The organism is Anabaena sp. TISTR 8404 (assembly GCF_056847745.1).
In genome coordinates this window covers 483,376-503,889 of sequence record NZ_CP180578.1, presented here as the reverse complement: position 1 = coordinate 503,889, position 20,514 = coordinate 483,376, and the positions used below count along the sequence as shown (strand labels likewise).

At 40.6% G+C, this 20,514-nt stretch carries 15 protein-coding genes; 4 read left to right on the top strand and 11 right to left on the bottom strand.

Going from position 1 to position 20,514, the window contains the following annotated elements:
• Nucleotides 1–7: 7 nt before the first annotated feature.
• Nucleotides 8–1,201 (bottom strand): 4-hydroxy-3-methylbut-2-enyl diphosphate reductase, encoded by a 1,194-nt coding sequence (locus ACMX3D_RS02280; RefSeq protein WP_482749876.1) that lies wholly within the window; start codon nucleotides 1,199–1,201, stop codon nucleotides 8–10.
• 634 nt (nucleotides 1,202–1,835) lie between these two features.
• Here ACMX3D_RS02280 and ACMX3D_RS02275 point away from each other — a divergent pair.
• Together ACMX3D_RS02275 and ACMX3D_RS02270 are read left to right on the top strand one after the other, a co-directional pair.
• Nucleotides 1,836–1,967 carry a hypothetical protein gene (locus ACMX3D_RS02275; protein WP_482749875.1) on the top strand — a complete coding sequence of 44 codons (132 nt, stop codon included), beginning with the start codon at nucleotides 1,836–1,838 and terminating at the stop codon, nucleotides 1,965–1,967.
• Between the two features lie 954 nt (nucleotides 1,968–2,921).
• Nucleotides 2,922–4,103 (top strand): acyltransferase family protein, encoded by a 1,182-nt coding sequence (locus ACMX3D_RS02270; protein WP_482749874.1) that lies wholly within the window; start codon nucleotides 2,922–2,924, stop codon nucleotides 4,101–4,103.
• A gap of 160 nt (nucleotides 4,104–4,263) precedes the next feature.
• On the opposite strand, the gene ACMX3D_RS02265 is transcribed toward ACMX3D_RS02270, so the two are convergent.
• The 7 genes from ACMX3D_RS02265 to purE all read right to left on the bottom strand — a co-directional run bounded on the left by ACMX3D_RS02265 (nucleotide 4,264) and on the right by purE (nucleotide 13,507).
• Nucleotides 4,264–5,127 carry a universal stress protein gene (locus ACMX3D_RS02265; protein WP_482749873.1) on the bottom strand — a complete coding sequence of 288 codons (864 nt, stop codon included), beginning with the start codon at nucleotides 5,125–5,127 and terminating at the stop codon, nucleotides 4,264–4,266.
• A 23-nt stretch (nucleotides 5,128–5,150) separates the two neighbouring features.
• On the bottom strand, nucleotides 5,151–6,632 hold the full coding sequence (locus ACMX3D_RS02260) for a SulP family inorganic anion transporter (RefSeq protein ID WP_482749872.1): 1,482 nt from the start codon (nucleotides 6,630–6,632) through the stop codon (nucleotides 5,151–5,153).
• 839 nt (nucleotides 6,633–7,471) lie between these two features.
• Nucleotides 7,472–8,290: an SGNH/GDSL hydrolase family protein gene (locus ACMX3D_RS02255; protein ID WP_482749871.1), complete on the bottom strand. Its 819-nt coding sequence runs from the start codon at nucleotides 8,288–8,290 to the stop codon at nucleotides 7,472–7,474.
• Nucleotides 8,291–8,414: 124 nt separating this feature from the next.
• Nucleotides 8,415–9,803: an ammonium transporter gene (locus ACMX3D_RS02250; protein ID WP_482749870.1), complete on the bottom strand. Its 1,389-nt coding sequence runs from the start codon at nucleotides 9,801–9,803 to the stop codon at nucleotides 8,415–8,417.
• 343 nt (nucleotides 9,804–10,146) lie between these two features.
• Nucleotides 10,147–10,470, bottom strand: a complete 324-nt coding sequence (locus ACMX3D_RS02245; RefSeq protein WP_482749869.1) for a YnfA family protein — start codon at nucleotides 10,468–10,470, stop codon at nucleotides 10,147–10,149.
• 128 nt (nucleotides 10,471–10,598) lie between these two features.
• Nucleotides 10,599–12,191, bottom strand: a complete 1,593-nt coding sequence (locus ACMX3D_RS02240) for an ammonium transporter (RefSeq protein WP_482749868.1) — start codon at nucleotides 12,189–12,191, stop codon at nucleotides 10,599–10,601.
• A 797-nt stretch (nucleotides 12,192–12,988) separates the two neighbouring features.
• Nucleotides 12,989–13,507, bottom strand: a complete 519-nt coding sequence (purE, locus tag ACMX3D_RS02235) for a 5-(carboxyamino)imidazole ribonucleotide mutase (RefSeq protein WP_482749867.1) — start codon at nucleotides 13,505–13,507, stop codon at nucleotides 12,989–12,991.
• Nucleotides 13,508–13,605: 98 nt separating this feature from the next.
• On the opposite strand from purE, the gene nagA reads away from it, so the two are divergent.
• Nucleotides 13,606–14,775 carry an N-acetylglucosamine-6-phosphate deacetylase gene (gene nagA, locus ACMX3D_RS02230; RefSeq protein ID WP_482749866.1) on the top strand — a complete coding sequence of 390 codons (1,170 nt, stop codon included), beginning with the start codon at nucleotides 13,606–13,608 and terminating at the stop codon, nucleotides 14,773–14,775.
• A gap of 734 nt (nucleotides 14,776–15,509) precedes the next feature.
• On the opposite strand, the gene ACMX3D_RS02225 is transcribed toward nagA, so the two are convergent.
• Both ACMX3D_RS02225 and ACMX3D_RS02220 read right to left on the bottom strand, forming a co-directional pair.
• Nucleotides 15,510–16,136, bottom strand: a complete 627-nt coding sequence (locus tag ACMX3D_RS02225; protein ID WP_482749865.1) for a hypothetical protein — start codon at nucleotides 16,134–16,136, stop codon at nucleotides 15,510–15,512.
• Nucleotides 16,137–16,337: 201 nt separating this feature from the next.
• Complete coding sequence (locus tag ACMX3D_RS02220; protein ID WP_482749864.1) at nucleotides 16,338–17,438, bottom strand: D-alanine--D-alanine ligase family protein; 1,101 nt, start codon at nucleotides 17,436–17,438, stop codon at nucleotides 16,338–16,340.
• Nucleotides 17,439–17,637: 199 nt separating this feature from the next.
• Between ACMX3D_RS02220 and ACMX3D_RS02215 the strand changes: the two genes are divergently transcribed.
• Nucleotides 17,638–18,486 carry a lysophospholipid acyltransferase family protein gene (locus ACMX3D_RS02215; RefSeq protein WP_482749863.1) on the top strand — a complete coding sequence of 283 codons (849 nt, stop codon included), beginning with the start codon at nucleotides 17,638–17,640 and terminating at the stop codon, nucleotides 18,484–18,486.
• Nucleotides 18,487–18,513: 27 nt separating this feature from the next.
• Here the strand turns inward: ACMX3D_RS02215 and ACMX3D_RS02210 are convergent, their stop codons facing one another.
• Entirely contained in the window at nucleotides 18,514–20,496 is a 1,983-nt protein-coding gene (locus tag ACMX3D_RS02210; protein WP_482749862.1) for an amylo-alpha-1,6-glucosidase, read from the bottom strand.
• Nucleotides 20,497–20,514: the final 18 nt, after the last annotated feature.

Below are 20,514 nucleotides of genomic sequence, written 5' to 3'. Positions count from 1 at the left end.
CTCTTCATTAAGCTTTGAGGGCAAAAATCTTTTCAATCACGTCTTCGACGACTTTATCTGGTGTCGATGCACCAGAAGTTACGCCGACGACGATTTTACCTGCTGGTAGCCAATTTTCGGCGATCGCTAATTCCCCATTCAACTGTCGATGTTCGATCGCATCACCAGATTTAATCCGTTCTACAGAATCAATATGATAAGAAGGAATTCCCCTTTCAAAGGCAATTTGTTGCAATTGTGTGGTATTCGATGAGTTAAACCCACCAATTACCACCATTAAATCTAAATCATGCTGTACTAATTCCAACATGGCATCTTGGCGTTCTTGCGTAGCATCACAGATAGTATTAAAGCTTTGAAAATGCTGATTCAACTGGTCGGGTCCGTACTTCTGCATCATTGTTCGCTCAAACAGCTTACCAATTTGCTCGGTTTCACCTTTCAGCATGGTGGTTTGGTTAGCAATACCCACTCGTTCTAAATCTTTATCTGGATCAAATCCTGCGGAACAAGCTTTGGCAAATTTCTGTAAAAATTCTTCTCGATTACCACCGTTAAGTATGTAGTCGGCAACATACTGTGCTTCTTTTAAATTCAGAACAATTAAATATTTGCCTGCAAAAGAACTCGTAGCAACGGTTTCTTCGTGTTTATATTTACCGTGAATAATTGAGGTGTAATCGATTTTTTTGTGCTTTTCAACGGTATTCCAAACTTTAGAAACCCAAGGACAAGTTGTATCAACAATTTTGCAGCTTTTCTCATGCAATATCTGCATTTCCTGAACACTGGCTCCAAATGCAGGTAAGATAACTACATCATTGGTTTCTACCACAGAAAAATCTTTTTTGCCTGTTTCCACAGGAATGAATTTGACTTCCATCTCTTGCATTCGCTGGTTGACAGAAGGATTGTGGATAATTTCGTTAGTAATCCAAATGCGTTCTGTGGGGAAGTGCTGGCGAGTTTCATAAGCCATTGCGACAGCACGTTCTACACCCCAGCAAAAACCAAAGGCTTGGGCTAGTCGGATGGTGACATCACCGCGTTGGAGAATGTAATTGCGATCGCGGATTTCTTGAATCAAACTGCTTTGATACTCAGATTGCAACTGGGTTGTGACTTCGGCTTGATGACCAAACCCTTTGCGATTGTAATTTTCTGAATGTTGGAGTGTACGTTTAAAAGCTTTTGTATCCATGTTTAATTCTGTAGTGTCGCCTCTATCTGATTTTCGCCCCTGGAGACGCAATTTAGAAGTATGAAGTATGAAGTGTTGAATCAATAGTCAACAGTCAACCAATTCTGGATTTTAGATACTTCAACAAGCTCAGTACAAGTTTGCGATTTTGGATTGACCCCGACCACGAGGGTTCGGGGCTTAGGGATTTTAGATTTTAGATTTGTTCCACCCACCCTTTGACAAGCCCTTCGACTACCTCAGTAACGCCCTACTCCCTACCTGATTCCAATAATAATTATTTACACCATTTAATTGGTAGAGGGTGATAGATAAGTAGGTGGACGCGAAAATTTATAACTACGTCATTGCGAAGGTCGCGAAGTGGAGTGAAGCAATCATAAGGGTTTTGAAAAATTTACATCCTGTTACATAGTTGAGTTTATTCGTACCTACCTACTTGGTATAATTGATGTCTTTATTAAGAAAAATACTGATTATAGATTCATGTTTATTTTGAAATATTTATATTTTTTGTTTAAACTTTACTGTTTCTTGATGATAATTTTGTAAGTCTCTTTTAGGATGGTGAAAGCACATCCACTGTGTCACTATAAAGGCGTTTTAGCGAAGATGTAAATTCTCTGTGTACGTAATGATGAAAATAGCAGCAGACTCAAAAAACTGGCTGCAAGGAAGCCGTTATAGTAATCGAGGAAATATTTATTTATTTGCTCCAATGGTTAACTTCAATGTGATGGCTGAAGTTGGAGATACTCCCCCCTAATTTAACGTGCTTGTACTTGCTTGAAAATTATACGAGGAATTTGACAATTACATCTTGATTGCAGTGAGTAAATTCGATTCCGACTGCGGAACAGCGTAAACAGATGTAATTGAATTGAAATAACTACTTTGATATTTGATGATTGAATATCTAAATTATATGAGCTTGCCAAATTGCTAACTAGTATATATAGAGAGTTAGGTATTTGATGCTGTGGTAAAGCATTAAGCTTCAATATTCATCATTTCCAAATATAAAAAAGTATTTTCTCTAATTTTCAACTAGTACGCATACCAAATAATAAATACAGTATAATTCAACTTTTGCGAACTACTGTAACTACAAAATTTGCTTGTAAACAGATACAGTATTTTTTGTATAGCTATGTCTAATAATTAAATAATACTTGTATTTAATAGCTTGTAGTCCTAAAAGCTGCCTTGGTTTTTCAAAGATTTGAAAAGCCTATATTAGCTATCTTATTTTCATTAATTTGCAATCTCAAAATGCAGATATAAAAATATAGCTAGTAAATATCAAGCTGAAATACAATATGTCTTTTTTTAGGCATACTTCTACAAATTTCTAAATTCACAATTTAGCTGGGAATAATATAGCCATGAATAATTGAAAATATTTTTCAAAAAAAAGCGGTTTCAAAAAATTTTTTAGTATTTTTTTAGGAGATATTCCAACAATTATGGGAAAAATGAATTTATATAATTTGCTATGACTAAAACACCCAGCTTTTTAGCAGAAAATAGCCATCTTGGCTAAGTCATTCTTACAATGTTCTTCTTAAGGTTAAGCGTACCAAACAGAATTATTAAATATATTTTATTTTTATAATGAAATATATTTAATAATGAATATTTTTATTAATTAAATAATTATTTTTCTAATAATCTGGAGTGAAAGTATCTATCAGTAAAAAGATAATAGGAGATGAATTTTATGACGGAAATCACATCAACATCCTCTGAGAAAAGACTCCATCTTTCCTATTTGGATGGATTAAGGGGATTAGCATCTCTATATGTTGTACTTGTTCACGTTGACCCAGGCATCGAAGAACAATTACCTATACATTGGTTATTGTTTTTAAGAGCTATGAAATATGGCCCATTTAGTGTCATTGGCTTTATTGTAATTTCTGGCTATGTTTTAATGCTGTCAGTAGTCCGTTCTGAAAATGGTCATTTATCAGGAAGTTTAATTAATTATATCAATAGGCGATCGCGGCGAATTCTACCACCATACTACATGGCTTTATTCGTTTGCTTGCTAATAGGAGCAGTTGTCTTCATCTTAGAGAGATGTTCCAGTTTTCAATGGAATAAAGTAGCAGGTTTAGGCCCATTTGATCCTAAATTCTCTTTGATTGATGTCATATCTCATTTGCTATTAGTCCACAATCTAAGTGAGAGTACATACATGACTATAAATCCACCTATGTGGAGTATAGCCATAGAATGGCAAATTTACTTTTTGTTTCCGCTATTATTGTTGCCTATATGGCGACGTTTTGGATTATGGATGCTTGTCATCATCGCTTTTGCTATTGGTCTAACACCTATATACTTTTTCAATGGATTTCTGGAACAAGCTAATCCGTGGTTGTTAGGTATATTCTGTTTAGGAATAGCAGCCGCAGATATTGGATTTTCGCAAAAACCTCAGCTAGTAGCTATGAGAAATTCTCTACCTTGGAGTCGGTTGGCGATTATCTTTACTTGTATTGCCTTTATTACGGAATGGCGACCACTAGGATTGCATATATGGATTAATCAAAGTTTTGCTGGACTTGCCTTTGCTTGTCTATTTATTGGTTTAACCAAGTCAATCATTGACGGAAAAGAGCCACCATTAGCATTAAGGATATTACAACATCCTTGGGCGATCGCACTTGGGACATTTTCATATAGCCTCTATCTAACTCATGGGCCAGTCTTAGTCTTCGTGCGTTATTTCCTGTATTATCTGCCAATCTCACCAGATATGTTTGCTGCTGCATCCTATTTACTAGGCACAGTCTTGTCTCTCATCATTGCTTATTGGTTTTACTTATTCTTTGAGCGACCATTTATGTCGAATTTCTTAAAGAAGCGCAAGGTAAAAGATGCAGTGATGTCGTAACAACTTGAGAGATCACTACAGCATGAACAATATTTCTCTTGTGGTAGAAGATATAGCTACGCAAGTTTTAACAGCATAAATAGTGTAATCGCGGCTGATAATTTATCTTACCGCGATTACTAATGACTATATATTAGTAAGACAAGCTAAATTGTGAAATTTACCGGAATAGCAAGACAGGAATATGACTACTTCGCAATACTTGTGCTGTTGTGCTACCAATAACTAAATGACGAATCCGGCTGTGTCCGTAAGCACCCATAATTAGTAAATTGATGTTTTGGGCTTCTACGTAACTGGCTATTTCCTGTTCTGGATTCCCTTGTCTAATTTGACAAATTGGCGTAAAACCATCTGCTTCTACTTGGTGTTGGGCAGTTTTTAAGTAGGCTTGTGCTGCTTCATCCTGGGGTTTCTTCGCTACAGTCAGCAAATGTAACTCTAGTCCTTTAAAAGCGGGTGAGGTAGCTAAAAACTCCAGTGCTTTTTGACAACTCTTACCACCATCATCAGCTAAAAGAATGCGATTAATTGGTTGATAATTGCGTGATGTCACAAAACAAGGTTTACTACTAGAACGCAAAACCCGTTCTAAATTTGCACCTAAATGTCCTGAAGCGAACTCAGCATTTTCACCGCGTTTACCTAAGATTACCAAATCAGCCTGTGCTTCAAATTCATGGAAACTATCCACCAAAAAGCCAGTATGATGATTTAGTTGTACTTCCCTTACACCTTGTTGTGCAAAAAACTGTTCTGCGGATTGTAGGATTAGTTGGGCTTTGTGGTGGCTGATTTTGGCTTTTTCGTGTTCTAACTCTACTAATCGGTTGAGAAGTTCACGGGAAGCATCTATGCCTATACTGCCACTAAAATCTCCAGTAGAAACAGCTTTTTGGGCGCGAATATCGCTGACATGAAGGACTTCGATAGAAGCTTCTAAACGCGGTGCTAACCAAGCTGCATATTGATAGCTGCTTTGAGAGAATATGGAACCATCTGTACACAGAAGAATTTTTTTCATTGGTAATGCCCTGTATGAAGAATTTAGTGGCCAGCTAAGTCGTCCAAGCCTGCTGATTTATCATGAAGAGCTAATTTTTTTAGTAAGGTAGCACTGGCTTCATTGAGTCCTACTAGGTCTACTTCTGTGCCATTGCGCCGAAACTTAATCACGACCTTATCGATGGCTGTAACTGCTGCCTGATCCCAAATATGGGCATTGGTTAAATCAATCTTCACACGCTCCAAGTCTTCTTTAAAATCGAATGCTGCTAGAAAGTCTTCTACTGATAAAAAGAACAATTGTCCGGCTACATTATATATGCGGTAGTTTTGACCAGAATTCGGAACTTTGTCTACAAAGACAACTTTGGCAATTTTCCGTGAAAAGAAGACTGTACTCATTACTACGCCCACAACAACTCCCAGTGCCAAGTTGTGGCTAAGTACGGTGATGAAAACTGTTGTCACCATCACAGCTGTTTCACTTCTAGGCACTAGATGTAAAGTTTTTAGCGATGTCCAGCTAAAAGTGCCGATAGAAACCATAATCATAACTGCAACTAGGGATGCCATTGGGATTTGCTTCACCCAAGTGCCTAAAGCCAGAATAAAAAACAGTAAGAATACGCCTGCAACCAAGGTAGAAAGGCGAGTGCGTCCACCAGACTTAATGTTAATTACTGACTGTCCAATCATGGCACATCCCGCCATGCCACCAAAGAAACCAGTAATGATATTGGCAATTCCTTGACCTTGAGCTTCTGTGTTTTTATTACTGGATGTATCTGTGAGTTCGTCAACTAATGATGCTGTTAATAATGACTCTAACAAACCTACAATTGATAGAGTAACTGCATAGGGAAAGATAATCTGGAGTGTCTCTAGGTTTAGTGGTACTTGGGGAATTTTGAAAAAGGGTAAAGTTGTGGGTAATTCACCCATATCACCCACAGTTGGCACATCAATACCACCAATAATGGAAATGGCTGTCAGTACAATAATGGCCACTAATGGAGACGGTACGGCTTTGGTAAATCTAGGCAGAATATAAATGATAGCCAGACCGCCAGCTACCATCGGGTATACTTGCCAAGGAACATTCATTAACTGCGGTAACTGTGCCATGAATATGAGAATGGCTAGGGCATTCACAAAGCCAATCATCACGGCACGCGGGACGTACTTTAGTTTACTACCTAACTTCAGCCAGCCACAGATAATTTGAATGATGCCCGTCAAAATCGTGGCTGCGAAAAGATAATCAAGTCCGTGTTTTTTCACCAAAGTAATCATCAGTAGTGCCATTGCACCTGTAGCAGCCGAGATTAAACCAGGTCGTCCACCTACAAAAGCTGTGACTACAGCAATAATGAATGAGGCATATAGCCCAACTTTGGGATCTACACCTGCGATGATAGAAAAGGCGATCGCTTCTGGAATGAGTGCTAAAGCAACTAGTGTTCCTGCTAATATGTCTGTTTTGACATTGGATAACCACTCTCGCTGCAAAACTGTTGTATTCAAATCATCCTCCGCTTTGGTTCAATTTAGGACATAGGCAACTACACAGAGAACACTTTTTTATTCCATTGTTTGTCTAGTAAAAGTTTTACACTCTGAGCAATGTTTGCATGGCTTAAATTTCAATTACCACACACACAACTTCTAACTCACAAGTCAGATTTATATCTTGGTCTCTAGTAATAAATCAAGGACAAAATAACCCAAGATGGTTTTTATTTGAGGTTGTCAAAAGCTTCTAGTTCTTTTACCTGGTTTCTATAGCTTTTAAAGAAAAGTAATCTAAATTTTTACAATCGAGCTATCTTTTATCACCAGTAATGGTTGAATTCAGTTTGTCTAAAAAATTCCTGCTTTACATAAACTACTTAACAATGTCAGGTAAGCAAAGTTAGACCAAACTAATCACTTCAAAGCACACCAGAAGCTTGATGCGTTGAATTCCATCCTGAGATATTTAGCTAAATCTTTAGGGTGGACAGTTTCTTTGTGTAATAGTGACTAGAACCTTATTTGGTCTTAACATCTGACTTAATTTTACCAAGTATTAAAATGCTGAAAATATTTGTTGAAAACAAGTCTAAAATTAACTTTTACAATATCACATAAATCTTAACATTGGCAAGAAAAATATAAAAAACAACCTAAAACAGCAAAAAGCTTCCGGATTGCATATTTAGATACTGATAAAATTTAATATTTATGGCGATGAACCTAATCCAATAAATTGAAAAAAAGCGGCAGCTACTTTAAAAACAAATTCATCAGCACTCAGAGACCATTTATAAAGTACTGGCGTGTGTAAGGGTGTATATATCCAAAACCCTTACACCTCTGTACCCCTACTCCCTACTCCTTGATTGAGTATAAATCTGCAATGCTGTGCGCCAAACCAGATAGCCAGTGGGGTTGAGATGTAAGCCATCGGTAGAAAGTTCGGGGCGGAGATTGCCTTGTTGATTCGCAAACAAGGGATATAAATCCAAATATTTTGCACCACGTTTGGCAGCTATGCTTTGCAGTTGTTGATTCAATTGGCGAATTCGACTATTGGGAATAGCTAAAAGTTTATCTCGCCCTTCCCAAGAGGCTTCTTCTGCACCATGTGGCAAAATCGACTGGACAACAACTTGTGCTGTAGGATGAGCTTTGCGGAGGTATCGGATAATTTGCCGCTGATTATCAAGAATGACCCCATCGCTTTCTCCACGGATGAGGTCATTAATGCCAATCATGACGAAAATTACATCTGGTTTGGTTCTATCAAATATATCTAATCTTTTTAAAAGCCCAGTGCTGGTTTCGCCGGAAATACCTTGATTTAGCCAATGTCTGTCTTCCGGTAATAACTCTACAGGAAACCATAAACTGATAGAATCTCCCGCTAGGATGCTTAAATGCTCAGCATTTTGTTCAGTGGCGGCTTTAGCTTCTTGTTTGAGAATATCTAACCACTGCTGGTAATTGAGTTGATGGCGGCGGCCTAACTCAGGAGTGACAGCTTGGGATACACTGACTGTTTGTTGCGGAGGCGAACTACCAAAAACAGCGGTCAATCTCTGCCGTTGTAAAATCAGCAGGATGACCGCCAACATGAGTATGCAGTTGGTTGCCAACGATAACAATGCCCAAATAGGGAAGGTTTTTACAGAAGTGGTCACGACTAGCGAAATTTGCCAATAATTTGACTCAAATTTTATCCGCTAGTTCGCAAAAGTCACACTATCTTAAGTAATTACTTTGACACTCCCTACTCTCGGAGTAGCTTGTTAAGTTGCTGGCAAATTAAGTAATCGGCCGATCGCCGCCAAATTCTGAATTGTAGCCTTCTTCGCCGTGTTCGTTGATATCCAACCCTTGTACCTCGGCTTCTTCTTTAACCCGCAGACCAACTGTAGCATCGATAACTTTGAGAATAATAAAAGTACCAACTGCGGCGATCGCATAGGCAACCAAAATTGCTGCTAGTTCTACTCCTAATTCCCCAAAATTACCACGCAAGACTCCATCTTTACCGCCGCCGTTAACTTGGGTAGTAGCAAAGATGGCAGTTAAGATTGCCCCAACGGTACCGCCAACACCATGCACGGGATAGGTATCTAAGGCATCGTCAATTTGTAGCTTATGCTTGTAACTCACAGCATAAAAGCAGACAAAGGAGGTAATGAAACCAATTAAAATCGCTGCCAAAGGAGTAACAAATCCTGCGGCTGGGGTAATGCCCACCAAACCTGCAACTGCGCCTGTAGCTGCACCTACGGCAGTGGGTTTACCCCGTAGCGTTGCTTCTAAAATGAGCCACATCAAAGCAGCAGCAGCAGCAGCGGTGTTGGTAGCAACAAAGGCAGTGGTAGCAATGTTGGTTGCTACATCACCAGAAGTTCCACTAGCAACAGATAAAGCACTACCAGCATTGAAGCCAAACCATCCAAACCACAGCAAGCCAGCACCTAACAAGATAAAAGGTACGTTATGTGGAGGGCTGAGGCGGTCGGGATGAGTTTTGCGCGGGCCGAGAACGATTGCTGCTACTAACGCAGAAACACCAGAACTAATATGAACGACTGTACCACCAGCAAAGTCGAGAGCGCCTAAACCGCCATATAAGCCGAGGAATCCACCTTTGGCCCAGACCATGTGAGCTAAAGGGCTATAAATAAGAGTTGACCACAGTAAAACAAACAGACTGTAGGCGCGGAAACTCATACGTTCTGCGATCGCTCCAGAAATCAAAGCTGGAGTGATAATGGCAAACATGGCTTGATAAATCATGTATGCCTGATGAGGAATTGTTGCGGCATAAGAAACAACTTCTTTTGGTTCTGAACCTTGGAGATAATTAGTTGTTTCTAACCCAACACCGTTTAAACCCAGCCACTGTAAGCCGCCAATAATCGCATTCCCTGGGGCAAAAGCCAAGCTATAACCCCACAAAATCCAGGTAACGCCGACAATTGCCATCAACACAAAGCTCATCATCAAGGTGTTGAGGATGTTGCGCGATCGCACAAATCCACCGTAAAAGAATGCTAAGCCCGGTGTCATCAGCAAAACTAGTGCTGCTGAAACTAGCATAAATGCTGTATCGCCTGTATCAGCAGCAGGTGGAGCCGCTGCTGATGTTTGGGCAAAAGCATTGCCCACCAGCGGCCCTCCCAGAAGTAATAGCGTCATGGTCGCGATCGTGAAAACCTTCTTCAACACTTGTTTCTGCCCCCTTCTCCCACAAGTCAAAATTTTTGTATTCTAAAATACATTTCATTCTTTTTTGCTATTCATTATTGTCTTGAAAGTTACTCAACTGGATCTTTTTTCAAAAGATTAACAAAAATATAATCCTTATGACAGTTGCCAAGACATTAATGAATATGTGTTATGCAATTTTCGCATTTTTTGTTCGAGTAATCACATTTTATTTAGGTAAGAAAAATTTTCTGTATTTGAGTTATTTTGCAAACCCATATAAAAGGTTTATTCTGTATCCAAATAACCAAAAAAATCACAAGAGAAAATATACTTAATTTCGCGGTGCAAACATGATTACTAAGACACTAAGCAATGCTAAGAAAGTACCAATCAAGTCGTAATTATCTGGAGTAACTTTATCTACTTGCCAACCCCAAAGCATTGCCATTGCAATAAACACGCCACCATAAGCCGCATAGACTCTACCAAAATTTGCAGGTTGAAAAGTAGCAACTATGCCATAAAGCGCTAAAGTGATTCCACCAAAAATTCCTAACCAGACTGACTGCCCTTGACGCAACCATAACCAGATTAGATAACAGCCTCCCAGTTCAAATAAACCAGTCAACACAAAATAAATTAGGGACTTGAGCATTTAAAAAACCTGAGCTTACAACGTCTCTAGAAAGTTGATTTATTTAATTAAGAAAACCACCCTCTACATAAAAATCAAAATTTGTAGGGGCGGCTATTAGTCAGCAATAAAACTAGAGATTTACCAGCTTACAAGGTACTCGGTACATCACCACCTGATGAAATTCCTCCAGAACTTGTCCCTTCTGAAAATCCACTAGGACTAGCTTCTTTCATGAATCCACTGTAAGCTTCCATACCGTGTTCGCCGATATCTAAGCCTTCTAATTCTTCTTGTCTGGTAACTCTAATTCCTAAAGTCGCTTTCAGCACTAACCAGAAGATGCTGCTGAGCAGAACTGTCATTCCCCCGACTGCGGCCGCACCTAAAAATTGAGTAATCAACTGTCCTAAGCCACCACCTAAGAATAAACCCTTAGCAGGGCCAAGTCCTTCACCATACCAAGAGTAAACGCCAGGGCCAACAGCAAATAGACCAACAGCCAAAGTACCCCACACACCGCAAACTAGGTGAACTGAAGTAGCACCTACTGGGTCATCAATACCGATTTTGTCAAAAAATGGCACAGCGAAAACTACTAAAATACCAGCAATCAAGCCAATAACTATGGAACTAGGAATGCTGACATAAGCACAAGGTGCTGTGATACCAACCAAACCAGCCAAAATACCGTTAATAATCATGGACAAGTCTGGCTTACCCAAGTACAACCAAGCGGTAATTGTGGCTGCAATACCACCAACTGCACCAGCCATGTTGGTTGTTAAAGCAATGTGAGTAATTGCATTTGGGTCAGCAGCCATTACAGAACCAGGATTGAAACCAAACCAACCCAACCACAAAATCAAGCAACCTAAAGTGGCAATGCTCATGTTGTGGCCTGGTAGCGCCACCACTTGCTTGTCTTGATATTTTCCAATGCGTGGCCCAAGAAATGCGGCTCCCATCAATGCAGCCCAGCCACCAACTGAGTGAACTACGGTAGAACCAGCAAAATCCCAAAAACCTCGATCTGCCAGCCAACCAGCACCCCAAATCCAGTGTCCGGTAATGGGGTAAGCAATACCTACAAGTAACAGGCTGAAAATTAAGAAGTCAATAAACTTAATCCGTTCAGCAACTGCACCCGACACAATTGTGGCTGCGGTTCCAGCAAATACTAGTTGGAATAAGAACTTGGCAGCTAAGGGAACACCTGCCCAACTAATTGCGCTAAATACTCCTTGATAAGCATCTCCGGTAGCAGGACTGTTATCTGCGCCTGATAGGAACAAGCCACTGAATCCGATGAAGTCATTGCCATCGCCAAACATTAAGCCAAAGCCGATCGCCCAAAATGCTACGGTCGATAAGGCAAATACAATTAAGTTTTTGGCGAGAACGTTAACGGCGTTTTTCTGACGGCAAAACCCGGTTTCTAACATACCAAAACCGGCGTTCATGAAGAATACTAAAAAAGCAGCGATCGCCACCCACAAAGTATCAAGTGCAACTTTTAGCTCTGCTGTTGTTGGGCCTGCGGGTGTTGGTGTTTGAGCAACAGCTACATAACTCCAGCCTAATACAATTAGACACGCCAAAGGTAAGCAAGCTCGCCAACTTGGAGAAAGTTGCTTAATTGCTAAAGTAAATCGCTTGACTTTTGAGATAAATTGTGTGTTTTTAGCGGAATTTCTGGCGGATAATCGCCTAATTTTTGTTCTCGTTTTATTTCTTTGCATGAGTTTGAACTTCATCCTCCAAACCATCCTAAAAGGAAAAACATATCGAGCAAAAAAAAACTCATGCTCGAAGTTAAATGCAGTGGTTTTTGATATTTGTCTTAAAACCACTTGTTGCCACGCCAGAAAGCCAAATCACCCAGATAGGAGTTTAGAAAACTAAATGCGCTCCTGTAAATATTTTTTACTGTTATCCTTAAGAAATTATTATGTATTATCCGCAACAGTCAAGTCTCCTTCACCTAATCTTTAATCTTGAAATATTTAGCTTCAGTTGCTTAATTGCTGGCAATTGTCAATACAAAGCCGACAAAAAATTACGGATAAAGCAGCAAATCATTTGCACAATACATTAGGATTACCGCAAATTTACTACTGTGAAGTTACCAACAATTACATGACAGGAATTATTAAACAGCTTCCTGTTGTAAACATTAAGCAACTCATACATAAATTTGACTGATTTTCTATTTATCAAAACTGCAATTCTGTATCTTTAGATACGGTTTTTTAAAGTTTGTTTCTTTTACTACCCTGAAAGTGATTAGCTCACGAAACTACATCCTTTACAGGGAATGGATTTATCCTCATCCGTAAAGAAGAATAAAAAATATTATTAAATTTTTATAAAAAAAGTTAATTGATTTTTACTGGATAAATTCGGTAACAATAGTTACTTAAACACAGAAGCGTAAAGGTTGCGAGAAACACCAAATCATGACTTTTACACAAAGTTTAGTTGTAGAGACTGGGTGTAAGGGTTTTGATTACGCACACCTACCCCCAAGTCACTGCGGTTAAAGTTCCTCTTTTAAATATTGTTCATAGCCTAGCTGTTCTAGTTTTGTTTGCTTTGCCATTACCATTTCCGAGAGAGACTGGCGGTATTGCTGCACTTTTTGGAGTAACTCTGGTTGGTGAGTGGCCAGAATTTGCACTGCTAACAGCCCAGCATTTTTAGCATTACCAATCGCTACTGTTGCTACTGGAATACCTGCTGGCATCTGAACAATAGAATATAAAGAATCAACACCTTGTAAATTCCGGGTAGCTACAGGTACGCCAATTACTGGTAAGGGTGTGAGGGAGGCTACCATTCCAGGGAGATGAGCCGCACCACCTGCACCAGCGATAATCACCTTAATGCCACGTTGATGGGCTGTTTGGGCATATTGCACCATGCGTTCTGGGGTACGGTGGGCAGAAACGATCGCTACTTCTGTTTCTACACCAAACTCTGCACAAACTGCGATCGCATCTTTCATAGTGGGCAAATCAGAATCGCTGCCCATGATAATACCGACAAGAAAAGACATAGAATTTTAGATTTTGAATTTTGGATTTTGGATTAGAGGCTGATTGCTAGATTTACAATCGTGTCAGACTTAGACTTAGCTACTTTCAGTCCAAAGTGATGACCCAAGCAAGACAAAACCCCATCGCTTCAAACGTAGATATTATCAATGCGCGTGTACCTGGTTATCAAGATTTACAAATGCTCTTAGTGAACCATAAAGGTGTAATTGAGCAAATCTTGCCAATGGGTACGGTATTTAAGCGGGTTCCACCACCTGATTTACAAGTATGGGATGTAGCTGGTGACTGGATTTCCCTGGGTGGCGTTGATTTACAGATTAACGGCGCGTTAGGGTTGGCGTTTCCCGAATTAACCCAGAAAAATGCCTCGATGCTACCGAAAATTTCCCAATATTTGTGGGATTTAGGGGTTGATGCTTATTTACCAACATTAGTCACCACTTCAGTAGAAAATTTAGGGCGATCGCTTGCCATTATTGCTGATTTTGCTTCTAGTCAAACAGCAGGGGCAAAAATTTTAGGTGTACATCTCGAAGGCCCATTTTTGAATTACGGAAAGCGCGGCGCACATCCGGCTGAATATCTCTTACCTCTGACAATTGAGGAAGTTAAACGGGTGTTGGGAAATTATGCCTCTGTTGTCAAAATTATTACCCTAGCACCAGAATTAGACCCCACAGGGGAAGTCATAAAATATTTGTGTTCTTTGGGTATTATCGTCAGTTTAGGGCATTCTCAGGCAACAGCTGACCAAGCACAACAAGCTTTTGAGTTGGGTGCCACAATGGTTACTCATGCCTTTAATGCCATGCCGCCTTTACATCACCGTGAACCTGGATTACTAGGCGCAGCTATTACCAATCCAAATGTAATGTGTGGTTTGATTGCTGATGGACAGCACGTTGCACCGACAATGCTGCAAATTCTGCTGCGGGCTAAGCAAGAACTTTTCCTTGTCAGTGATGCCCTTGCACCATTAGGGCTACCTGATGGTGTGTATCCTTGGGATAGCCGACAAATTGAAGTAAAAAACGGTACAGCCAGGCTGCGAGATGGCACATTATCAGGCACAACTTTGTCGCTATTGATGGGAGTGCAAAACTTGGTAAAGTGGGGAATTTGTGACATAGAAAAAGCGATCGCTTTAGCGACAAATGCACCAAGACAGGCAATAAATTTACCTGTAATTTACCCAGGGCAAACAGCTAATTTATTACGGTGGCATTGGGATGAAGCAACCAAAGAATTAACCTGGCAAAGATTATGAAGCGAAAACACACTTTTATGGAGTTGTTAACTGTTAACAGTCAATAGTCAAAAGTGAACTATCAACACAATACAAATGCATAAAAAAAGAGTGGGAGTAGGCATACCAATCGCCTAGTTCTCCCACTCAACATTTGCTGCTGTAGCGTCCAGGAATATGTACTAACATTGCCCTTTTATTTAGGGGGCTAAGCTGTGCGAAAATGGCAACGTCTATACATATTGAATTTTCCTGTTGCAGCAAATGTAAAGCCTGATTAATTAATGCATTTTTCCCAATTAATTAGCTAAAATTTGAAATTAAATTTCTATTGTAATAAACTCGTATTTCGTCATTTGATTTTCTAGGTAGACCCTGATAACAAAACCCTTGAAGTCGTTTATCTTTCATAAATTTAACTCAGCTAATTTGAGTTGGGTTGCCATTTTGGCAGGTTTTTAAGATTGTGTTATCAAACAAAATTCAGAAGCGATACCCTGAATTCTGACTTCTGAATTCTTCAATACCCTGATAATTCTTAACTTGAAGGTGGAACGGGGAGTTGGGAAGAGGGAGTAGTGTAAAATTCTTTCATCATTGGTTGTGAAACTTGTTTTATCTGGCTGCTATATCCTCATGACAAATATTCACACCGATATAGTTATAAATATAATTTTGACACTAATAAGGGTACAGCAATGCTGTACCCCCACAATCTAAAGTTGTATTTCAAAAGTTTTTGTCTTAGGGCAACATTAATACTTTTGTAAAAGTGTAGACAAAGAATTGTCTTTGCGGATATCCATCAAGTCTGCTAGTGATTCTTTGCCTTTATCTAGGCGGTAGTGCTGTGCTGGCGGTAGAACTTCAACTAAAGGTTTGCTTTTAATTGGCAGTGGTTGGAAAGTTGCAAACCTTGGCAGATTCTGAGATGTTTGTGGTTGCCATCTGGGTTGCGGAATTGGTTTTAAAGCTTTCTGACGACTGCGAACAGGTTTGGGGATGTTGTGAGACTTGCTTGAACGGTTCAGCAACCGAAAAATTACGTAGCAACCACTACCACAACTGAGTGCGATCGCCATTACCATCCATAAAGGTGTAGGATTGCTACGTTCAGTGGTAATTGGCTGTTCAACTATTACTGGTATTGGCTCTTGTTCTGCCTGTTTTGCACCATCAATATGACTGAGGCTGTAAAATGCTACAGCAGCTGCACCGAGAATCATTGTAAAAACTCCACTTAACAACACCAGAGGGTGCTGCACCAGTAGAGAAAGAAGAATGTTTGAGCGACCTTTTGAACCCAATTTAGGATTTTTCGATTCCCGATTGGGTTCTATCAGTTGGGTTGGCTCATGGTTGAAATTTTGACTATTTTCCATGATCACTTTTAGATTTGTACCCCTTCAGTTCCATGATTGTACTTAAGGAGTAAGTTATCAAGTATCAATAGCCAGATTTTGGCATAAAGAGCCACTTGTTTAGATCATTAGTCACTAAATCTCATCTTTTCTTCAAAAATCAATTTTGTTGGCAAATCTATCAAAAAGCTAGTATTCACAACTTACTCAGCACTCAGCACTTTAACCAGAATGCCTTTCTAAAGCTAGTTGTACCAATCTATCCACTAATTCGGGAAAAGATACGCCGCTATGAGACCAAAGTTGGGGATACATACTAGTAGCAGTAAAGCCAGGTAAGGTATTGATTTCGTTAATTAATATTTCCCCTGTGGCTTCTACATAAAAGAAATCGACTCTGGCTAATCCTGCCGCATCAACTGCTGCAAAGGCTTGCAACGCCATATCCTGAATTTTACGGCTGATATCATCTGGTAGTGGCGCTGGAATAAGTAAATCTGCTCTACCTTCGGTGTATTTAGTTTCGTAATCGTAAAAATCACTGTCGAAGGTAATTTCACCAATAACAGAAGCTTGGGGTTGGTCGTTACCCAACACGGCACATTCTACTTCTCTGGCAACTACTCCTGCCTCAACAATGATGCGGCGGTCATAACTGGCGGCTTGGTCGAGTGCAGTTTCTAATTCTGAGCGCGATCGCACTTTGGCAATCCCTACTGATGAACCCAAGTTAGCAGGTTTGACAAAACAAGGATAGCCTAATGTCGCTTCTATCTCATCGCACAATTTCGGAAATACACAAGGATTTGACCAAATTTGCGCTCTTGTTAACGCTTTATATTTAACTTGGGGTAATCCTGCTTGCTCAAATGCCATTTTCATGGCTATTTTATCCATCCCCAGGGCTGAACCTAGTACCCCAGAACCGACAAAGGGGACTTGCATCAACGTCAGTAAACCTTGAATTGTGCCATCTTCCCCGTTGGGGCCGTGGAGAATGGGAAACCAAACATCCACTTCTGCAACTTGGGAAGGAGATTGCCAACGTTCTAGTGTTTGGCTTCGGGAATTGGTGAGTTGTGTTTCCTCGGAGTTTGGGGAAGTTTCGGATTCTAGTAAAGGCTTACCAGAAATTAATACTTTTTGGGGTGTGTCTCCGGCTAACCAACGTCCGTCTTTTTGAATGTAGAAAGGCAGGATTTCGTACTTACTAGTATTTTGCTCTGCACTTAAAGCTTTAGCGATCGCCCTTGCCGAACTAATTGACACTTCATGTTCCCCAGAACGTCCGCCAAATAACAATCCCACCCTTACCTTAGTCATTTTCGGTTCCTCTACATTCCTATCGCAGATAGCCTATCACAACCTGCTGAAGTTGCTATATTTTCCTTTACTCAGAATTTTCCGCGATTAAGGATGAGCCAAAAATGCCCCATATTTAGGTATGTTTGTTTTATAACTACAAAAAAAGTCTATTAAAAGGGCTTAGTCAGACTTTTATAAATACTGTTAAGATTTTTGAATGTTACAAAAGCCACAAAAATTGGAAAAAAAACTCGGTTGGTCTTTGGATGAGCGAGATCCAAATTTTATTAAATCGATGATGCCTTTATTGGGCTTTTTATATCGTTATTATTTTCGCGTGCAAACTAGTGGTTGGCATCATGTCTCACCTCAGCAAAAAGTTTTGTTTGTGGGTTCTCATAATGGTGGACTTTCGGCTCCCGATATGCTGATGATGATGTACGACTGGTTTCAGCGTTTTGGCGTGGAACAACCAGTATATGGTTTGATGCATCCCAGAGTTTGGGAAGTTGTTCCACCACTGGCACAACTGGCTGCCAAAATGGGAGCTATCATGGCTCATCCCAAAATGGCTTATGCGGCTTTGCGTTCTGGTGCGAGTGTGTTGGTTTATCCAGGTGGCGCAGAAGATGTCTTTCGACCTTATTATTTAAGAAATAAAATTTATTTTGCTGGCAGACAAGGATTTATTAAGCTGGCGTTACGAGAAAATGTGCCGATTGTGCCTGTAATTTCGACGGGGGCGCATGATACCTTAATTGTCTTGGCTGACATTTATAAAATTGTTCGTCAATTCCATGAATGGGGAATGCCTTGGCTGTTAGATATTGATCCGGTGGTATTTCCGATTTACTTAGGTTGGCCTTGGGGATTATCTATTGGGCCACTGCCTAATATTCCGTTTCCTGTATCTATTCACACACAGGTTTGTCCGCCAATTGTATTTGAACGTTATGGAAGAGAAGCTGCAAGCGATCGCGATTATGTTGATGAATGCTACGACTTAGTTGTTAGTAAAATGCAGTATCAGTTAGATCAGTTAGTTTTGCTCAGCGAAAAATCTTAATTGAGGAGACAACGGTATAATATTTGCTCAACTCTCTGTTGCTAACCAAGCGCGTAAAACTTCTGCTACTGTCCAGGCTTGGGCAATACATCCGCGTGGAGTCATCGGCGCATCTCCATCAAAAATTTCGCTGAGACTGCCAACACCATGTGCTGTGAGATGATTGGCCATTGGTTCGAGAAATTGCCGCGCCTGTTCAGGATTTTTGTAAACGCGCAGATGAGCAAAAACGAATGGCCCTAACAACCAACCCCAGACAGTGCCTTGGTGATAAGCTCCATCGCGTTGATACTGATTACCACCGTATATTCCCTGGTATTGGGGATGGTCGGGAGTGAGCGATCGCAATCCATAAGAAGTCAACAGCATTCTTCCACAAGTGTCTACTACACTCTTTTGTTGACTAGGTGTGAGGGGGCTTTCTGGCATTGATACAGTAAAAATTTGATTAGGACGCAACGCTGCATCATCCCCATCAGGGCTATCTATCACGTCATAGCAGTAACCTAGCCCTTCATTCCAGAAGCGAGAAAATCTAGCTAAAGCCCGGTCTGCCATTGCCTCATATTCTTGATGTGGTTTACCCAGTTGTCGGGCAAACTTTGCCATTGTGCGTAACGCATTATACCAAAGTGCATTAACTTCAATTGGTTTGCCAATTCGCGGTGTTACTACCCAATCTCCAACTTTGGCATCCATCCAAGTCAGTTGGACACCTGCAATGCCTGCGTACAATAAACCATCGGTGGGATCGAGGTGGATGTTATAACGTGTGCCGCGACAGTGCCAATAAATAATGTCTCCCAAAACAGGAAACAGTTCACTCAGCAAATGATCGTCTTCTGTGGCATTGTAATAAGCACGAATTGCTTCAAAGTACCACAGTGTGGCATCAACTGTATTGTATTCTGGTTGCTCCCCAGCATCAGGAAAGCGATTGGGCAGCATTCCTTGGTCTACATACCTAGCAAAGGTGCGGATAATTGAACGTGCTAACTCTGGGCGGCCAGTGGCAATTGTCAACCCAGGTAAACTAATCATTGTGTCTCGTCCCCAATCACTAAACCAGGGATAACCAGCGATGATAGTTTTGCCATGAGGTTCTTCTGGCACTGGGCGATCTACAATAAACTGCTCAGCTGCTAATAACAGATGGTTAATCCAGGTAGGAGATTCGGGCGCGTTCAGGGGTCGATTACTCAGCCAAAGTCCTATGAGTTTCTGCTCATGAGTTTGGCGTAACTTGAGGGCGCTTTCACCATGCAAATCTGCCGATTTTTCTGTGCTGGCGACAAAGGTGAGTGCTTCCCCTGGATGAAGTGTCACAGTAAACGTGGCAGCATGAAGATGATCTTCTTTGTCGTTTAAGCCGCGATAACGCTCAACTGCTAAGTCAAAGTTATAGTACCAATTATGAACTGGTGACACACTACCCTTGTCAGTCAACAAATAAAATGGTGTAGCACTTAGATCAGCAGTTACACAAATTCCCTGTTCTACCTGCTCAATAGACATCTGCCAACCGTTGCTGTGGGTATCGCTGTGATAATCGCGGTAGTTGACTATTGCTTTCAGGGTTAGTTGCAAAGGTTGGGTGGCACGACGCACCGTATATTGGATATATGTTGTGTTAGCTCCTTGCTGCATCCAAATTCGCTTTTCTAACAAAGCATCAGCTACAGCAAAACGCCAGATGGGAACTGTACCTTCTAAAGCAAAATGTTCGATATGTCGATAACCGTGGGGACTAACAATTTTATCTGCCCAACGATTTGTGTGTAGCGGATAAGAGCGATCGCCATACAAAACTGTTTCATCTAGTTTTGTCAGCAATAAAGTACGACCTAAAGGTGGATGTAATGCTGCTACTAGTAGGCCGTGATAGCGACGGGTGAGCAAACCTGCCACAGTCCCAGAAGCATAACCACCTATGCCATTGGTGACTAACCATTCTCGTGTTTCTGCGGTGTCGAGATTGCCGCAGATTTCCCGCCCAAATTCCATAAACATAAGGCAACACTCTTTCTA